A 17,049-nucleotide genomic window follows, 5' to 3' on the forward strand; every position below is an offset into this window, starting at 1 on the left:
TGTCGCGGTAGCAAAGCCTATGGGGTAAGATTGCGAACGCCCCGTGAGGCGACAGCCCAAGTTTCGCATGTATCCGTCGATCACAGGAGACATGCCATGCCTGCGCCTAATGCTATCACACCGAAACAACTGTTACGTCTGATCGGAACGCCTCGGGCGCCTGTTCTGGTGGATATCTGCACCGATGCCGATTTTGAAATGGATCCCTTTCTGATACCGGGCTCGGTTCGTCATCCGGCGAAGGATCTGGATGGGCTGAAGGGGCTCATCGCTAACCGCCCCAGCATCATCATTTGCCAAAAGGGCAAAAAGCTGAGTCAGGCCGTTGTTTCCTGGCTGAGGAGTGAAGGCGTGGCCGCTGAGTATCTGGAAGGCGGCATATACGCATGGCGCGAAACACCCGATGCTCCGCGCATCCCATTTGCAGATATACCAGCGTCTCCTTCACTCTGGGTAACGCGCCATCGGCCTAAGATTGATCGCATCGCTTGCCCCTGGTTGATCCGCCGGTTCATCGACCCCAACGCACGTTTTCTGTTTGTTGCCCCATCCGAAGTGGCAAAGGTATCCGAAGTCTTTAACGCCACCCCGTTCGATGTTGAGGGCGTCCGCTGGAGCCATCGTGGGTATAACTGCACATTTGATGCTTTGGTAAAAGATTTCCAGCTTGCTACGCCCGCAATGAACAGGCTTGCGACAGTTGTCCGGGCCGCGGATACGAACAGGCATGATCTGGCGCCCGAAGCAGCCGGGCTTCTTGCGGTTTCGGTGGGGCTATCGCGCCTATATAAAGACGACCATCAGGCCATCGCGGCCGGGATGCATCTGTACGACGCCTTGTATCTCTGGGCCCGCGATGGGTTTGACGAGAAACACGATTGGCCGGCAGTCGAAAAATGACCACACCAACATTCCCTGAACTCATCCAAGTGTTCGGCCGCATTGGATTGCTGTCCTTCGGCGGACCCGCAGCTCAGATTTCATTGATGCATCAGGAACTAGTCGAAAGGCGTCCCTGGCTGGATGAGGAAACCTATCTTCGGGCGCTGTCGCTGTGCATGTTGCTGCCCGGCCCCGAGGCGATGCAGCTTGCAACCTATTCCGGCTGGCGTCTGCGCGGCGTCTCGGGCGGTATGATCGCAGGCAGCCTGTTTGTTCTGCCCGGTGCGATCATTATCTCAGCATTGGTGGCACTATACGCGGCCTATGGCGCGCTTCCTCTGGTGCAGGCCGCGTTTCTGGGCGTGAAAGCTACGGTGATCATCATCGTGCTACAGGCCCTGCGAAACCTGTCCCGCAAAGCGCTGTCGGACGTCTCACATCGTGCGATCTCGGGCCTCGCGTTTCTGGCAATCTTTCTGTTCGACCTCCCCTTCCCCGCGATCATCGCGGCGGCAGCCCTTTGGGGGTATCTGAGCTTCAACGGCGTCGCCGCCCGACCGGTCGACACCCCCACCCCGCGCCTAAGCGAAGTGCTGCGGAACGCGTCGATCTGGTTGGTTCTGTGGCTTGGCCCGTTGTGGCTGTTAAGTCTTTCTGGGCAGAAACTTCTCAGCGATCTTGGCTGGTTCTTTGCCCGCCTCGCAGTTGTGACATTTGGCGGGGCCTACGCTGTTCTAGCTTACATGACGCAGACCGTTGTGGATCAGTATAACTGGATATCCACAGATCAGATGATCGACGCGCTTGGTCTGGCGGAAACGACACCGGGGCCTTTGATTTTGGTAACACAATTTGTCGCTATGCTGACCGGTCAGATCTCGGGCGGATCGATGCTGGCCATCGCCGCAGGTATCGTTGCACTTTGGGCAACATTCGTTCCCTGCTTTCTGTGGATATTCCTCACAGCCCCCTATCTTGACCACATCGCTGCGCGGCCCCGGTTATCGGCGGCCCTGCAAGGTATTACCTCTGCTGTAGTTGGGGTGATTCTCAACCTATCCGTGTGGTTTGCCCTGAATGTGCTGTTTTCAGAACTGCCAAATAAAACCTTTGGACCAATCAGCCTGCCCTGGCCTGAATTGACCTCATTGGATGTGAAAGCCGCTGTGCTGACTGTCTTCGCCGGAGCGTTGATTTTTAAACTTAAATTCGGCATGGCGCTTACGCTAATGGTTATGCTAGCTGCTGGCACCGGCCTGTTTTTTCTCTGAACAGTCAGCGTGTAACCGGCCTTTCGTTTCCAAAGGAATCCCTTATGCTGAGGGAAGCCACTTTTGAGGATGACACATGTCGCAAGACATCGACTATGGGAACCTGATGCACACCGCCATGCGCGGGCTGATCAAGACGGTTCTGACCAGCGTTTCAGAAAATGGCCTGCCGGGTGCGCACCACTTTTTCATTACGTTTGACACCAGGTGTGACGGCGTGGAAATTGCCGACTGGCTGCATGATCGTTATCCGGAAGAGATGACTGTCGTGATGCAGCATTGGTTCGAAAATCTTGAGGTCGGCGAAAGCGGATTTGCCATCACGCTCAACTTTGGCGACGCGCCGGAACCTTTGTACATCCCCTATGCCTCGATCAAAACATTCGTCGACCCCTCTGTGGAATTTGGCCTGCGTTTTGAAAGCCCGGATGAAGAGGATGACTTTGATCCGATGGACGATGAGATAATCGAGGTCGAAGAAGAACCGCAACAGCATGACGCTGATGTCGTGTCGCTGGACAGCTTCAGAAAATAGTATATGCGCTGGAAAGCCTCGCGGTTTGCGGGGCTTACTCTTTCGTCAGGAACGTCTCTACGGAACGTGATTTGGTACCGTTGCGGAAACGGGAAAATGACAGGTTCAGACCGCCTTCTGCCAGCGTTCTGTCATATTGCTGCAGCTCATAGCCGCCATTTTCTGCAATGAACAACGAAAACACGGTCAGAGTTTGACCCTCAATCCGGCCCCAGACGAACGGTTCCCCCTGCATCGGGTCAAGCGGAACTTCATGGCCGAATACATTGCGCTTCATGGCCGCGGAAAAGATGTCCGATCTGTCCGAGGTCTGAAAATCAATCGAGAACGCCTGTTCCTTGACGCGGCCATTCAGTTTGTAAGTTGTCGTCTTCCAACTAACATTGAACCCGTTCTTCAATTCCTGGATTGACACACTCATATCACGAGGTGTTTCGGTCCCGTTTGCATCGACAACATTGGCAGACCCAACGTAGCTGCCAACAAAGGGCTCAATATCTGCCGCATGAAGCGGATTTACCGCCAAGGAGGCCCACAGAACGGTGGCAAAGGAATAGATAATGAATTTCAGGCAAGTGGTCGGGTGATTCAGACGCATTGCGGCCTCCGGCGTGCTCTGACTCTATAGTAGCTCACCCACCGGCGCGTACAATGGCGGTGATGGCGATTGCGACGAGAAAAATGACGCAGCTCTGCGCCTATACCTTTGTCAGGCATAAGTTTATGGTGCGCGCAACTGGCCGATTGCACCGCGACGCTGCTGACTGTAATTGGCATGCAATGGTATACATGACGGAGTGACCGATGTCTCAAACCCGCACCGAATCCGACAGCTTTGGCCCGTTGGAAGTTCCCGCAGACAAATATTGGGGTGCACAGACCCAGCGTTCGATTATGAACTTCCCGATCGGATGGGAAAAACAGCCTGTGGCCATCGTGCGGGCATTGGGTGTGATCAAAAAAGCTTGCGCCTTGCAGAACAAGTCGACCGGGAAACTGGACGCGCGGATTGCGGATGCGGTCATTCAGGCCGCTGGTGAGGTTTTCGGAGGCAAGTTTGACGACAACTTTCCGCTGGTCGTTTGGCAAACCGGATCCGGCACCCAGTCGAACATGAACTCTAACGAGGTTATTGCGAACCGGGCTATCGAAATCCTGGGTGGTACAATCGGCACAAAAGACCCGGTTCATCCGAACGATCATTGCAACATGGGCCAGTCCTCGAACGACACGTTCCCGACAGCCATGCATATCGCCACAGGTATGAGCGTTCGGGACGTTCTGCTGCCGGGTCTGGAAAAGCTGGCCTCGGGGCTGGAGCAGAAGGCCGAAGAATTCAAAGACATCATCAAGATCGGCCGGACCCATACGCAGGATGCCACGCCGCTGACACTGGGTCAGGAATTTGGCGGCTACGCCCATCAAATTCGTCAGGGTATCGCACGGGTCAACGCCGCGATGCCTGGAATTTACGAGCTTGCCCAGGGCGGAACTGCTGTTGGTACTGGCCTAAACACTCAATCCGGGTGGAGCGAAGCGGTCGCTGCGAATATGGCAGATATCACCGGCCTGCCCTTTGTTACCGCTCCGAATAAGTTCGAGGCGCTCGCCGCCCATGATGCGATGGTTTTCCTATCGGGTGCTTTGGCGACCATTGCTGGCAGCTGTTATAAAATTGCAAATGATATCAGACTTTTGGGATCTGGACCGCGTTCCGGTCTGGGCGAATTGATCCTGCCTGAGAATGAGCCCGGATCGTCCATCATGCCAGGCAAGGTAAACCCAACACAAGCCGAAGCACTGACACAGGTCGCAGCACACGTCATGGGCAACGATGCCGCCATAAAATTCGCCGGCAGCCAGGGGCATTTCGAACTGAACGTCTATAACCCTATGATGTCCTACAATCTTTTGCAGTCGATCCAGTTGCTTGGTGATGCCACAGACAGCTTTACCGAGCGGATGTTGCTAGGCATTCAGGCCAACGAACCACGCATCGAAAAACTGATGAAGGAATCGCTGATGCTGGTCACCGCGCTGGCGCCAACCATTGGGTACGACAACGCAACGACTGTTGCCAAGACCGCGCATAAAAACGGCACCACCCTTAAGGAAGAGGCCATCGCGCTTGGCTTTGTCGACGCCGAAACCTTTGACGCGGTTGTGCGCCCCGAACAAATGATTGGACCCAAGGACTGATGGCAAAGCCGGTCAATCTGAACCGGTACAGAAAAGACAAGGCGCGGGCCGAGAAAAAGGCCCGCGCGGACCAAAACGCCGTGTCATTCGGGCGCAACAAAGCCGAGAAAGACGCCAGCAAAAAGCATCTGGATAAGTCGCGGCGCGATCTGGACGGACATGAGATCGACAAATGAGCGGACGTCCCATCAAACGCTCATTGACGCTTAAGGGCCATCGAACCTCGGTATCTCTTGAGGACGAGTTTTGGAAAGCCTTTCGTGCCATTGCAGCTGATAAGGATATGGCAATCAATGCCTTAGCTGCGGAAATTGATTTTAACCGTGACCCTGAGGTCGGATTGGCTTCGGCAATACGCGTTTATATTCTGAACTGGTATCGCGGCTGACTTTCCGTTCTTGATTTGGCCTCTGGAAAATGCCTATGCTCATACCAGAACAAAAGGGGAACTTAGTGATGAGCGAAACAGTTACCGGCCCAGACGGTCAACCGCGTTGTGCATGGTGTCAGTCTGCGCCAGAGTTTTTCGACTATCACGACAATGAATGGGGCTATCCGGTCAGCGACGATCAGCGTTTGTTTGAGAAGCTGTGCCTTGAAAGCTTTCAGTCCGGCCTCAGCTGGCGCACCATTCTTTCCAAACGCGAGAACTTTCGAAAAGCATTTAAACATTTTGATTACAACGCAATAGCGAAGTTTGATGAGGCCGATGTCACCCGTCTTTTGCTGGATGCAGGCATTGTCAGGCATCGCGGAAAGATCGAAGCAGTCATCAACAACGCCCGGCGCGCCCAGGAGCTGGTGGCAGCTGAGGGGTCGATTGCAGCTTATGTCTGGCGCTATGAGGCAAGTTCACCGCCAGCGCCACAAACAGCCTCAACTTCGGCTGAATCTATTGCCATGTCCAAAGACCTTAAAAAGCGGGGATGGAAGTTTGTGGGCCCGACCACGGTTTTTGCATTCATGCAGGCCATGGGTCTTGTAAACGATCATGCGACCGAGTGCTCTATGCGGGCAAAAGCGGCGCAGATGCGCCGCGATTTCATTAAGCCGGAATAGTGTTGCTTAGGCCGAAGCGCCAAAAATCTTATCGATATTGCTGCCCAGAGCCGTATTGAACTCGGCATCTGACTGCTTTTTCGACAGCCCTTCGGTCAGCGCACGCGAGAATGACGCGATCATCTTGCCATTCTGCGCCAGCAGATCGCAGGCTTGCTCGGTCGAATATCCGCCCGACAGGGCCACGACCCGCAGGACTCTGGGGTGGTCAGCCAGATCGTCATACAGATTAGCCTGATTGGGGATGGTCAGCTTAAGCATGACATCCTGCCCATCATCCAACTGATCCAGATTCTGCAGGATTTCCGCTTTCAGAATGGCTTCGGCCTCGGCTTTGGTGGCCGAGTTGATGTTCACCTCAGGCTCGACAATCGGGACCATACCGGCGGCAACAACTTCACGCGCCACGTCGAACTGTTGCGCCACAACGTTTGCGATGCCTTTCGCGTTGGCCTCATGGATCACAGAACGTTCCTTGGTACCGAAAACGCCCTCGGCCTTTGCCAAAGTGTCGGCCAGACCGGGGATCGGTTTCATGACCTGAACGCCGTCTGCCTCATCCTCGAGGCCCTTGTCGATTTTCAGAAACGGAACGATGCCTTTTACGTTCCAAAGGAAATCAGCGACTTTACGGCCATCAATCTCTTCGCCGAGCGTGCGTTCGAACAGGATCGCGCCGATGACTTTGTCGTTTGTGAAGCCATCCGCCAGAATGATACGCGCGCGCATCTTCTGGATTTCGCCGAACATCTCTGCGTCCGAGCCGTATTCTGACGCGTCTACCCCATAAAGCGCCAGCGCCTTGGGGGTCGAGCCGCCACTTTGGTCCAGTGCAGCAATAAAACCGGCACCGTTGGACATCTGCTCGCGCTGTTGTGTTTTGGACATATGACTTTCCCGTTCGAAATGATTCCGCGTTTTTCAACCGCATACAGCATGGAGCATGCCGATGGTAGTTTGTTAGCGCTCAACCAGGCGCAACCAAATTCCATCTTTGGATCTGATGGTCAGATGAGCCACCGGAACCGGCTCTGGCATGTCCGAGATTTCGAACCTGAACTTCCGCAGTAGTGACGACAGCAATAACGGACCTTCGACCATTGCAAAACCGGCACCGATGCAAATGCGCGACCCGGCCGAGAATGGGATGAAAGCCTCTCTGGGACAACTTTCCTCATTGCCCTTAGCCCAGCGGGACGGGTCGAACCCGTCGGGGTCTGCCCACAGACGTTCGTGCCGATGCAGGTGCCACGGGCTGATGACTATCTGCGAGCCCGGTTTAATCGCTCGGCCCCTGAAGTTTTCGCGGCATGTGGCCTCTCGCACCATCATCGGGACCGGAGGGTACAGGCGCAGCGTTTCGCGAAACACGTCGCGGCTGAGCTTCAACAGCGATACGGAGGTAAAATCGGATAGGTCCAGCCCTTGCGCCTCGGCCGCCAGCTTGTCCTGCCAATCCGGGTGGGTCGCCAAAAGGTACAAGGCCCAAGCCAACGCAGAAGCGCTGGTCTCGTGGCCTGCCAGAAAGAAGATCGCCACCTGATCAACCATCTCCTGCGTGTCAAAACACTTGCCGGTCTTGGGATCAGCCGTTGTCATGATCTTTGTCGCCAGATCATGCGGCGCCTGCCCGGCCTCAATCATCCTCGCGCGTTGAGCAGTCATTTCGGTGATCAGCGTCCTGATTTCACGCGCGGTCTTGCGAGTTTTTCTGGAATGTAGCCGCGGCATCCATTTGGGCAGAGGCAGAAACGCCGCCAAATTCAACAGCGGCTGCTCTCTTTGATAGGTTCGGAATTTCTCAAAAACCTGAGACGCAACGCGGTCTTCAATCGGTACAGAAAAAAGCGTTCGAAAGATCACATCCGCGGCGACGTGACTGGTGACCTCTTCGCACTCGATGACAGAACCGGCCTGCCCGCGCAAACGCGCGACGCAGGCCTCTGCCGCCTGGACCATGGCCGGATAAGTATCTTTCAGGCGCCCGCCCTCAAACGCTGGGTCGATAACCCGACGCTGGCGTTTCCAGTTTTCACCATTGGTCAGAAAGACCGAATTCCCCAGCAACGGCCGCAGACCCTCGCCAATACGGTCTGATTTCGGAAAATCATCGGGGCGTTTTTTCAGAACGGTTTCAACAAGTTCTGGCTGGTTCGTCAGGTATGATCGAAAGAACGGCGTCTTAAACTCGGCCATCCATGCGCGGTACAATCGCTGCGGCTGTGCCGAGAGGATGTCCTTGCGAAACAACCTGAAATAGCGCCACAGCGAAACCCTGTCTGGCCGCGATGTGGGTTTTGGCGGGGTCATGGCTGCACCGATACATATTTGGACACGGATTGCGCAATCCGTGATCCCGAGGGTTTACGCCCTGCGAACCGATGCCCAAGCGACAGAGGCCCGGCAGTCACGCGGAAATAATCGTACCTGTCCGGGTGATCAAAGGCGCAGAGATATTGGAAGTGCAGTCTGAAAAACCGCCACCTCAGGGCGCGCCACCGTTCTGCTGACAGCGTTTGCGTAAACGCGGCAGATAACACCAAAGGCCAGCGCTGATCGGCATCGGCTACCCCGCTTACAGCGACAGGATCACACAGAGCAAATGCGCAGCCGTCCCCGGGTGCAGAAATGTCGACCCAAGCCAAGTCTTCGCGTTTCGAAAGAAACCTCAGGTCCGCGCGCAGATCATATGCGTTGGGCAGGAACGAGACCATGGGAACCACCTGCCCCAATGTCAGAAAGGACAGCTCAGGCCCGTCTGTGCCCACCCGTCCGGATCGGATCAGATTGGCCAGAACCGTGACACCCAGATGAGCGCCGGAACTGTGGCCGACGATCAGAACCTCATCCGTCTCATCGGTAAGAGCTGCGGCAATCGCATTTGTGAACTCCGATAGGCGTCCGGCCAATTCAGGAGGTGTTTTACCGCCTGAAGCCGCTGAATAGGCGTAATCGTGCATCAGGTAATAGACGAACAGCCTGTTGTCGATTTTCCGGAACCACAGCATCAGCACATAGGCAACACCAATAGACAGAACCAACGCCACCAAAGACAGGACCGGCGCAAGCAGAACCGTCAATCCGATGACCACAGCCATTGCGACCAAAAGCTGTGCGATCAGCATCACGATCGGGTAAAGCGCGGCTATCACCGGACCTTTGCGCAATCGCATCAGGCGCCATAACACGCCCGTCGAGATATAGATCCATGCCGTACGCAGCATCTGCAGATAGGTGGCCACAATCGAGTTCGACATGCTGGAGCGTACGATGTCGGACCAGACCAGCACCTCGACATCTGTGTGAACTTCAGCCCCGTCCTGAACCGATTGGACGTGCCATCCATACAAGCCCTCTCCGGTTTTGGGCGAGACCGAGATTTCATACCCTGAAATAGCCGCCTGTCTTGCGCTTTCACTGCGGTAAAGCTCGCGATAGCGCCGTGGCGGGATCGGGTCATATCCGGGAATATAGAATACCCTACGCCGTTTCACCCGAGGCTGATTTGTCTGACTGCTCATGGTCTTACCTTCTGCGACGCAGGTTAGCGCAGCATTACAGCCAAAGTAAGTCAGATAAGAGGGTTACCCAAAGTTTGCCAGCGCCGGGAAGGCTTCCAACAGCCACCAACTGAACTCAGTGAACAGGCCGGTGATCAGCATGATACCAACAAACAGCAACAGGCCACCCATGATCCTCTCGATCAGTGCCATATGGGGCTTTATTCGGTTCATCACCGACATGGATCGGTTCAGGAACATTGCAGCGAGCAGGAAAGGTATGCCAAGACCCGCTGCATAGACGCCCAGCAACAATGTCCCACGTGCGACGGATGCCTCGGAGGCAGCCAGCGACAGGATCGCACCCAGTTGCGGGCCGATACAGGGCGTCCAGCCAAAGGCGAACGCCAGACCCAGAATATAGGCCCCAAAGACAGACCCGCCGTTGTCGCCGGCTTCGATCCGGGCCTCACGGTCAAGGAATGGGATGCGGAAAACGTTCAGGAAATGCAGGCCAAAGACTATGACAACCGCGCCCGAAATCTTGGCGAACAGCACCTGGTTCTGCAGCACGAACGCCCCAAACGCAGAGGCTGTGAAGCCAAGCAACAGAAACACCGTGGACAGCCCCATAACAAAGAACAGCGCCGAAAGTGTCGCCTTTCTGCGTGCACGGGCCTCATCCTGCATCTCGTTGATCGTGACGCCACTCATATAGGCGAGATAGGGCGGCACAATCGGCAGCACGCAGGGCGATAAAAAGCTGATCAACCCACCGAGCAATGCGATGAACATGGCGGGCAACAGCCCTGCGTCAATGATATCAATTCCGAACATGTTTCAGCACATATGTCATGAAGTCGCCCGCGTCACGGGGCCATTCGGTCACATCCTCGTGGTTGCACGCTGGACACCGTCTGAAAGTGGAAATATCTCAGGTACATGTCAAACCAAACCGAGACACTGGACGCGTTGGGGCTGCTGTGCCCTCTGCCCGTCCTGAAGGCCCGTAAACGGCTCAAGTCAATGCCCGCGGGAGCGGTCTTGAAAGTGCTGGCGGATGATCCCGCTGCAGTCATTGATGTTCCACATTTCTGCACGGAAAGTGGACATCGCTTGCTGTCACAGGAAGATTCTGACGGGCATCAGGTCTACACCATCCAGAAGTCCGTTTGAGACCTATCAAATAAAAAGGCGGGCTCTGAGGCCCGCCTTTTCAAGTTACTGGCCCAACGACCACCAACCGCGCCGTTTTGGCTTGGCAGGCTCCGATGGCGTTTCCGGTTCATCCGCAACCACTTCCAGCACAGGCTCTGTGACTTCTACTTCTGGTTCCTCAGTGGCTTCAACCGCAACAACCTCTTGAACAGGCTCTGCCGCTTCCGGCGTTTCTTCTGTCGGCACGGCAGTTTCCGAAACCGTTTCCTGTTTCGGTGCTGCTTCGGCTTCGACAGTTTCGATTTCTGCCGGAGCTTCCGTTTCAGCTTCGACCTTGGCCTCTGGTTCAGCTTTGACGACCTGTTCGGTTATCGTCTCGGCATCTTCGGCGTCCTTCTTCTTGCGACGCGGAGCCCGGCGGCGTTTAGGCTTGGCAGGCGCTTCTTCCTGCGTCTCTTCCACCGCTTCTACGGCATCTGTTGCAGGCTCTTCCACAGCTTCCTCGGACGCTTCAGCTGTATCTTCATCAGCCTCCTGCCCGTTAGAATCCTGCCCCTCGGCACCACCATTGCCCTTCTTGCGACGACGCCGACGGCGCTTGCGCTTGGGTTTGGTTTCATCTTCAGCCTGCGGCGTTTCTTCCTCGACGGTCTCTTCTTCAGAGGCGTCGACCATTTCCATCAGCGTGGCATCAACCGATACAACCGGCGCACTGGCTTCGGGAACAATCCGGCTGGCGGTCTTGAACTTCTCCATCGAGAAATCAGGGCTTACCAGATGCACATCCCCTTCGATGCGAACCGACAGACCATAACGCGCCTCAATCTGTGCGATATGCTCGCGCTTTTGGTTCATCAGGAAGTTGGCGATACTGACCGGGCAGCGCACCAGCACCTCACGTGAGCGACGGCGCGTGCCTTCTTCCTCGATCTGGCGCAGAATGCTCAGCGCCATGTTGTCATCCGAACGGATCAGGCCGGTGCCATGGCATGCCGGACAAGGCTGTGTCGTTGCCTCTAACATACCGGGACGCAGGCGCTGTCGGCTCATTTCCATCAGACCAAAACCAGATATGCGACCAACCTGGATGCGCGCACGATCTGTTTTCAGCTTTTCTTTCAGGCGTTTTTCGACAGCGGCGTTGTTCTTCCGCTCGTCCATATCGATAAAGTCGATGACGATCAGACCGGCCAGATCACGCAGGCGCAACTGGCGAGCCACCTCTTCGGCGGCCTCAAGGTTGGTCTTCAGTGCCGTTTCCTCGATCGAACCTTCTTTGGTTGCCCGACCCGAGTTCACATCGACCGCGACAAGCGCTTCGGTTACGCCGATCACGATATAGCCACCCGATCTCAGCTGTACTGTCGGGTTGAACATCCCCGCCAGATAGCTTTCCACCTGATAGCGCGCGAACAATGGCAGCGCGTCTTCGTACCGCTGCACATTCTTGGCGTGCGACGGCATGATCATTTTCATGAAGTCCTTGGCGATGCGATATCCGCCCTCGCCTTCGACCAGAACCTCGTCGATGTCGCGATTATAGAGATCGCGGATCGACCGTTTGATCAGGTCGCCTTCTTCATAGATCTTCGCAGGCGCGATGGATTTCAACGTCAGCTCGCGGATCTGTTCCCACATACGTTGCAGATATTCGTAATCGCGCTTGATTTCGGATTTGGTGCGTTTCGCCCCGGCGGTCCGAATGATAAGACCGGCCCCTGTCGGAACGTCAATCTCAGCCGCAATTTCCTTAAGCTTTTTGCGATCAGGCGCGTTGGTAATCTTACGGCTGATGCCGCCGCCCCGCGCGGTGTTCGGCATCAAAACACAATATCGGCCAGCAAGTGACAAATAAGTGGTCAGAGCTGCACCTTTGTTGCCACGCTCTTCCTTGACGACCTGCACAAGCAGAACCTGGCGTACTTTGACGACTTCTTGAATCTTGTACCGGCGCGCGCGCGGTTTGCGCGGTGGACGGATGTCTTCGCTGTCATCTTCGTCGGCAACCGACTCAATAGTCTCGTCTTTTGCGGTGGCGTCCGTACGGGTGTTTTCTTCTTCGTCGTCGCCAACCTCGTCAGGGGCGTCCTCGGCGTTGGCTTCAGCGCTTGTCGCGTCATCCGCGTCCGTCTCAGTCGCGGCGCTTTCCTGCGCCCCGGCCTCTTCGTCCGTGCCGACTTGATCAGCGCTAGTATCTGATTGGTCGACTTCTTCCGCAGGCGCGTCTTTAGTTTCTGCGGTTGCTTCTTCCGCCTCCGGTTCGTCCGTCGGCTCTTCTACCGGAGTTTCTGCCACATGATCGGCCGGAGATGTTCCTTCTTCTACAGAAGGATCATTGGCCTCATCGCTCTCATCCAGGTCAATCGTTTCCATGCCTGTGGGTTCGGACGAGACCTCGACCGATTCCACTGCATCATCGGATTTGATATCGGCGGCCTTGGCGCGCGAGCGCGAACGGCGTCTTTTGGGCTTGGTTTCCTCAGCCTCATCACGCGCACGCATTGCCTCGGCATAGGCGCGCTCTTCTTCCATCAGAGCTTCGCGATCAGCGACGGGAATCTGATAATAGTCGGGATGAATTTCGGAGAACGCCAGGAATCCGTGGCGATTTCCGCCATAGTCAACAAAAGCTGCCTGCAGCGAGGGTTCGACCCGTGTAACTTTTGCTAGATATATGTTGCCAGCAAGCTGACGTTTGTTTTCGGATTCAAAATCAAATTCCTCGACCTTGTTTCCGTCAACCACCACGACGCGGGTTTCTTCCGCGTGGGTGGCATCGATAAGCATTTTCTTAGCCATGTTTCCTTGGTGCACCGCGCCAAACGCGTTGTCCTAACCCGTCCAGGAGGACAGGTGCTTTTGGGGTGGTGTCTTGTCAGGGCGATTTCAGACGGCGCGCTGCAGGGTCTGGCACTGTGGCCCCCTGCCCGTACACTCAGTCGTTGCGCGCGCGTCATCGCGGTTCTTCTCCGACAGGCGCGAACGACCGCTGCCTGCCCATTTATTCCTTTCGCCCGCTTTTCTGCGGGCTCAGGCGTTCAATCACCCCGTTAAGGGGCACAATCGGTCTGCTTGGCCAGTGTGGGACCTGGTCTCCACCAGTGGCGTAGCAGCGAATCTCAAAGATCGGGACTTTTCGGCGTCAAATCCGCCCGGCCCGTCTGGTTACAATAAAAGCAGTCCTGTGGAAAAGACAATGGGCAAACTGCATTGAAGACCCCGACCACCGGTCGGAATCTCGTTACCCAGCTAAAAACATTACTTGGTATCACCCAAAGGGCGACAAAGGCATCGCCTCAAGCCTGTCACAGGTAATCGGAACGTTGCAGGCCATATTTGGCCATCTTCTCATTCAATGTCCGACGCGGCAGGCATAGTTCATCCATAACCGAGGCAATCGACCCCTTATGCCGCCGCATGGTATTGTCGATCAGCATCCGCTCGAATGCCTCGACATATTCCTTGAGCGGCTTGCCTTCGGTCGTCATCACGGGCTGCATTTCTTCGTGATCAGACATCAACAGAGACGCGATCGTCCCCGATCCGCGACGAGATTGCAGCACGGCACGTTCCGCGATGTTTATCAGTTGCCGTACGTTTCCGGGCCACGGCGCTTGCAAAAGCTGAGCCGCCTCTTGCGCACTGACCTGAGGTGCATCGCAGCCGTATTCTTCGGCGAATTGCTCGCTCAGCCGTGTGAACAGGGTCAGAATGTCTTCACCGCGCTGACGCAGCGGCGGCATTGTGATCCGCAACGCTGCAAGCCTATAGAACAGATCAGGGCGCAGAACGTCCTCGCTGGTTTTCCCAGCTTCCTGCAGGTTGGAAATGGCGACGATGCGGGTTTCTGCAGGCGTGCCCTGATCGTTCATGACACTCAGCAGTTTCGCCTGAAGCGTATCGCTGAGCGCCTCGACATCCTCCAGAACCAGGGTTCCACCCCGGGCTTCTTCAATCGCGGGCAGTTGGCTGTCTTCGGGCATCATCGGGCCGAACAGACGCTTCCCCAACGCCTCTTCCTCAAGCGCGGCACAGGAAACCAGGACAAATTTCTTGCCGGCGCGGCTGCCAACGGCATGCAACGCATGTGCGACCAGAGTTTTGCCGGTGCCGGTCTCTCCGTCGATCAGAACATGACCGTCGGCCTGCCCCAGATCCAGAATATCCTCACGCAGGCGCTCCATCACGGGGCTGGCACCGATAAGCTTGTTCATGATCTGAGTGCCACCGGACAGCTCGCGGCGCAGGGCCCGGTTGTCCAGCGTCAACCGGCGGGCGTTGCTGGCACGTTTGGCCAGTTCGGACATCCGATCAGGGTTAAACGGCTTTTCCAGGAAATCAAACGCGCCAACGCGCATGGCCTCAACCGCCATTGGCACGTCACCGTGGCCTGTGATCATGATCACCGGCAAGGTGCTGTCCGCGCCCATCAGCTTTTTCAACAGCTGGATACCGTCCATACCAGGCATCTTGATGTCCGATATGACGATACCCGGATAATCCGGACCCAGAACTTTCAGTGCATCCTCGGCACTGGAAAAGGTTTCAGTGTCATATCCCGACAGTGCCAGCCATTGGCTGATCGACTGGCGCATGTCCTGTTCGTCATCAACAATGGCGATTTTCATGGCCTGTGCCATTTTCATTCCTCGTTATTCAGCGGCCTCAAGGCCATCGCTTCCAAGTATCGGCAGTTGCATCTCAAACACCGCGCCACCGTGCTGGCTGTTGCGCGCGGTCAGCCGTCCCCCATGGTCGTTCACGATACCGGATGAGATGGCAAGCCCCAGACCGACTCCATCGCCGGGTTGTTTGGTCGTGTAGAACGGTTCAAACAGGTTTTCGATGTCTTCAATCCCATAGCCGTTATCGCGTACAGTCAGCACCGCCTGGTCACCCGCGGCCAGTATGATTTCAACATCCGGTTCCGATACAGACTTGGTGGCGTCCAAGGCATTACGCAAGAGGTTCACCATCACCTGTTCGATCCGCATGCGGTCGCCCATGACCAGTACGGTTTCTTCCGGTAGTATCTGCGTAATCTTGACGTGCCTCTGACGCAGTTGCGGCTCCATCATTGAGAGGGATGAAGCGAGCGCTTCGCCAAGGTTAACTGGTGAAAACGCATCCGCACCCTTGCGGGCATAGGACTTGAGCTGGCGTGTTATTGCGCCCATCCGTTCAATCAGGCCGTCGATGCGGCCAAAGCTGGCAAGCGCCTCTTCGGGGCGGTTCCGCCGCAGCAGCAATCGCGCGCCGGCAAGATAGGTCTTCATTGCAGCCAAAGGTTGATTCAGCTCGTGGCTGACGGCCGCAGACATCTCGCCCAGGGCCGCGAGTTTCGAGCTTTGGGCCAGCGTCTGCTCGGCTACTTCCAGCGTCTTTTCAACCCGTTCCCTCTCAGCGATTTCCCGCTGTAGCCTTGCGTTCAATGCGCGAAGCTCTGCCGACTCGCGCTGGAACAAGGCCATTCTGAACGTGGCCCTACGGCTGAGCGCATAGAAGGCAAGCGCCAACAGAATCGCAAAACCCATGATTTCCAATGCAAGAACGCTGTTTACCTTCTCACGGATCGAGGCGTAGGTCGTGAACGAGGTCATGGTCCAGCCGCGGAATGGAATGCGTGTCTCCATGCGGATCACCGCCTCGCCCTGTAAATAGGCGTCGGGGGGCAGAGCCGTCCAATCGGTCGTGGCCCTGATAGCGCGCTGGATGGCACTTTGCGGCGGCTGCCGCAGCATGGCAGCCCCCTCCTCTACTCCGCGCCATTGCGGTTCGGTTGACAGAATAATGGTGCCCGTACTGTCAGCGACCAGAACAGCATCGGAGATACCTGCCCAGGCGCGCTCAAATTTTTGCAGATCAACCTCGACGACTATGACCCCAAGGATGTCCGACGAGGCCTCCATCCGGCGCGAATAGATAAAGCTATAACCACCGGATTCCTTTTCAATCACGGTGAAGATGGTCGAGTTTGACCGAATGGAATCTACAAAATACGGCGCGTTCCGGTGCGTCTCGCCCAAACGATTGCGATCGGTTGCGGCCACAGACCGGCCATCCCGATCCAACAGCATCAATGACGCGGCGCCGATTTCCTCGACGAAGGAAATAAGCCGCTGCGTAGACAGCGTAAAATCACTGGATTGCAGCGCCGAGATCAGCGTCGGGTCGCGTGCCAATAGCTGCGGTACAATCGCATTTCTGCGCAGCTCGCTCAGCAGGTTCCCGGAATACAGAGCAAGGCGCAGCTCGGCCCGGTTTCGCGTGGATTCAGTAAACCGATCCGTCAGCAGACTGTTGGTTATCCATATCGTCGCAACCGTTGCCAGCAAAAGCACCAGAACAGCCGCGCGCAAAGGCCAGCCAAGAGGCGCAGCGCGGAGCGGTTTGAACAGTGCAGACCAGGTAGAGCGTGTGTCGGAACTCATCCCCGAAAGTTACG

16 protein-coding genes are annotated in these 17,049 nt (G+C 56.1%); 8 read left to right on the top strand and 8 right to left on the bottom strand.

The window, feature by feature from the left end; all coding sequences use genetic code 11:
• Positions 1–96: 96 nt before the first annotated feature.
• The 3 genes from AC2FIC_RS13320 (at position 97) to AC2FIC_RS13330 (ending at position 2,688) form a co-directional block, all read left to right on the top strand.
• Positions 97–900, top strand: coding sequence for a chromate resistance protein ChrB domain-containing protein (locus AC2FIC_RS13320; protein WP_496691273.1), 804 nt, complete (start codon positions 97–99; stop codon positions 898–900).
• Positions 897–2,153: a chromate efflux transporter gene (gene chrA / locus AC2FIC_RS13325; RefSeq protein ID WP_496691274.1), complete on the top strand. Its 1,257-nt coding sequence runs from the start codon at positions 897–899 to the stop codon at positions 2,151–2,153. Before AC2FIC_RS13320 ends, chrA begins: the two co-directional genes overlap by 4 nt.
• 76 nt (positions 2,154–2,229) lie before the next feature.
• Positions 2,230–2,688: an SspB family protein gene (locus tag AC2FIC_RS13330; RefSeq protein ID WP_281972137.1), complete on the top strand. Its 459-nt coding sequence runs from the start codon at positions 2,230–2,232 to the stop codon at positions 2,686–2,688.
• A 34-nt stretch (positions 2,689–2,722) separates the two neighbouring features.
• On the opposite strand, the gene AC2FIC_RS13335 is transcribed toward AC2FIC_RS13330, so the two are convergent.
• Positions 2,723–3,286: a hypothetical protein gene (locus AC2FIC_RS13335; protein WP_281972138.1), complete on the bottom strand. Its 564-nt coding sequence runs from the start codon at positions 3,284–3,286 to the stop codon at positions 2,723–2,725.
• A 206-nt stretch (positions 3,287–3,492) separates the two neighbouring features.
• Here AC2FIC_RS13335 and fumC point away from each other — a divergent pair, with 206 nt between their 5' ends.
• The 4 genes from fumC (at position 3,493) to AC2FIC_RS13355 (ending at position 5,946) form a co-directional block, all read left to right on the top strand.
• The gene (gene fumC / locus AC2FIC_RS13340; protein WP_496691275.1) at positions 3,493–4,887 is read left to right on the top strand and encodes a class II fumarate hydratase; all 1,395 of its coding nucleotides are present in this window, start codon (positions 3,493–3,495) and stop codon (positions 4,885–4,887) included.
• Positions 4,887–5,063 (top strand): DUF4169 family protein, encoded by a 177-nt coding sequence (locus AC2FIC_RS13345; protein WP_281972139.1) that lies wholly within the window; start codon positions 4,887–4,889, stop codon positions 5,061–5,063. Before fumC ends, AC2FIC_RS13345 begins: the two co-directional genes overlap by 1 nt.
• Entirely contained in the window at positions 5,060–5,275 is a 216-nt protein-coding gene (locus tag AC2FIC_RS13350) for a ribbon-helix-helix domain-containing protein (RefSeq protein WP_271947000.1), read from the top strand. The genes AC2FIC_RS13345 and AC2FIC_RS13350 overlap by 4 nt, the downstream gene beginning before the upstream one ends.
• 68 nt (positions 5,276–5,343) lie before the next feature.
• On the top strand, positions 5,344–5,946 hold the full coding sequence (locus tag AC2FIC_RS13355; RefSeq protein ID WP_496691276.1) for a DNA-3-methyladenine glycosylase I: 603 nt from the start codon (positions 5,344–5,346) through the stop codon (positions 5,944–5,946).
• Between the two features lie 6 nt (positions 5,947–5,952).
• Here AC2FIC_RS13355 and AC2FIC_RS13360 read toward each other — a convergent pair whose 3' ends face one another.
• The 4 genes from AC2FIC_RS13360 to AC2FIC_RS13375 all read right to left on the bottom strand — a co-directional run bounded on the left by AC2FIC_RS13360 (position 5,953) and on the right by AC2FIC_RS13375 (position 10,283).
• A complete protein-coding gene (locus AC2FIC_RS13360) occupies positions 5,953–6,834 on the bottom strand; it encodes a fructose bisphosphate aldolase (RefSeq protein WP_496691277.1) in 882 nt (293 codons plus the stop codon).
• A 72-nt stretch (positions 6,835–6,906) separates the two neighbouring features.
• The gene (locus AC2FIC_RS13365) at positions 6,907–8,256 is read right to left on the bottom strand and encodes a cytochrome P450 (protein ID WP_496691278.1); all 1,350 of its coding nucleotides are present in this window, start codon (positions 8,254–8,256) and stop codon (positions 6,907–6,909) included.
• Positions 8,253–9,467, bottom strand: coding sequence for a hypothetical protein (locus AC2FIC_RS13370; RefSeq protein ID WP_496691279.1), 1,215 nt, complete (start codon positions 9,465–9,467; stop codon positions 8,253–8,255). The genes AC2FIC_RS13365 and AC2FIC_RS13370 overlap by 4 nt, the downstream gene beginning before the upstream one ends.
• 63 nt (positions 9,468–9,530) lie before the next feature.
• Positions 9,531–10,283: a cytochrome c biogenesis CcdA family protein gene (locus AC2FIC_RS13375; protein ID WP_496691280.1), complete on the bottom strand. Its 753-nt coding sequence runs from the start codon at positions 10,281–10,283 to the stop codon at positions 9,531–9,533.
• 105 nt (positions 10,284–10,388) lie between these two features.
• Between AC2FIC_RS13375 and AC2FIC_RS13380 the strand changes: the two genes are divergently transcribed.
• Positions 10,389–10,622 (top strand): sulfurtransferase TusA family protein, encoded by a 234-nt coding sequence (locus AC2FIC_RS13380; RefSeq protein WP_496691281.1) that lies wholly within the window; start codon positions 10,389–10,391, stop codon positions 10,620–10,622.
• A gap of 45 nt (positions 10,623–10,667) precedes the next feature.
• Here the strand turns inward: AC2FIC_RS13380 and AC2FIC_RS13385 are convergent, their stop codons facing one another.
• The 3 genes from AC2FIC_RS13385 to AC2FIC_RS13395 form a co-directional block, all read right to left on the bottom strand.
• Positions 10,668–13,403: an Rne/Rng family ribonuclease gene (locus tag AC2FIC_RS13385; RefSeq protein ID WP_496691282.1), complete on the bottom strand. Its 2,736-nt coding sequence runs from the start codon at positions 13,401–13,403 to the stop codon at positions 10,668–10,670.
• A 506-nt stretch (positions 13,404–13,909) separates the two neighbouring features.
• Positions 13,910–15,244, bottom strand: a complete 1,335-nt coding sequence (locus tag AC2FIC_RS13390) for a sigma-54-dependent transcriptional regulator (protein ID WP_142633961.1) — start codon at positions 15,242–15,244, stop codon at positions 13,910–13,912.
• Between the two features lie 12 nt (positions 15,245–15,256).
• Complete coding sequence (locus tag AC2FIC_RS13395) at positions 15,257–17,035, bottom strand: sensor histidine kinase (protein ID WP_496691283.1); 1,779 nt, start codon at positions 17,033–17,035, stop codon at positions 15,257–15,259.
• Positions 17,036–17,049 lie beyond the last annotated feature (14 nt).

It is taken from the genome of Ruegeria sp. CDSC079 (assembly GCF_059610505.1).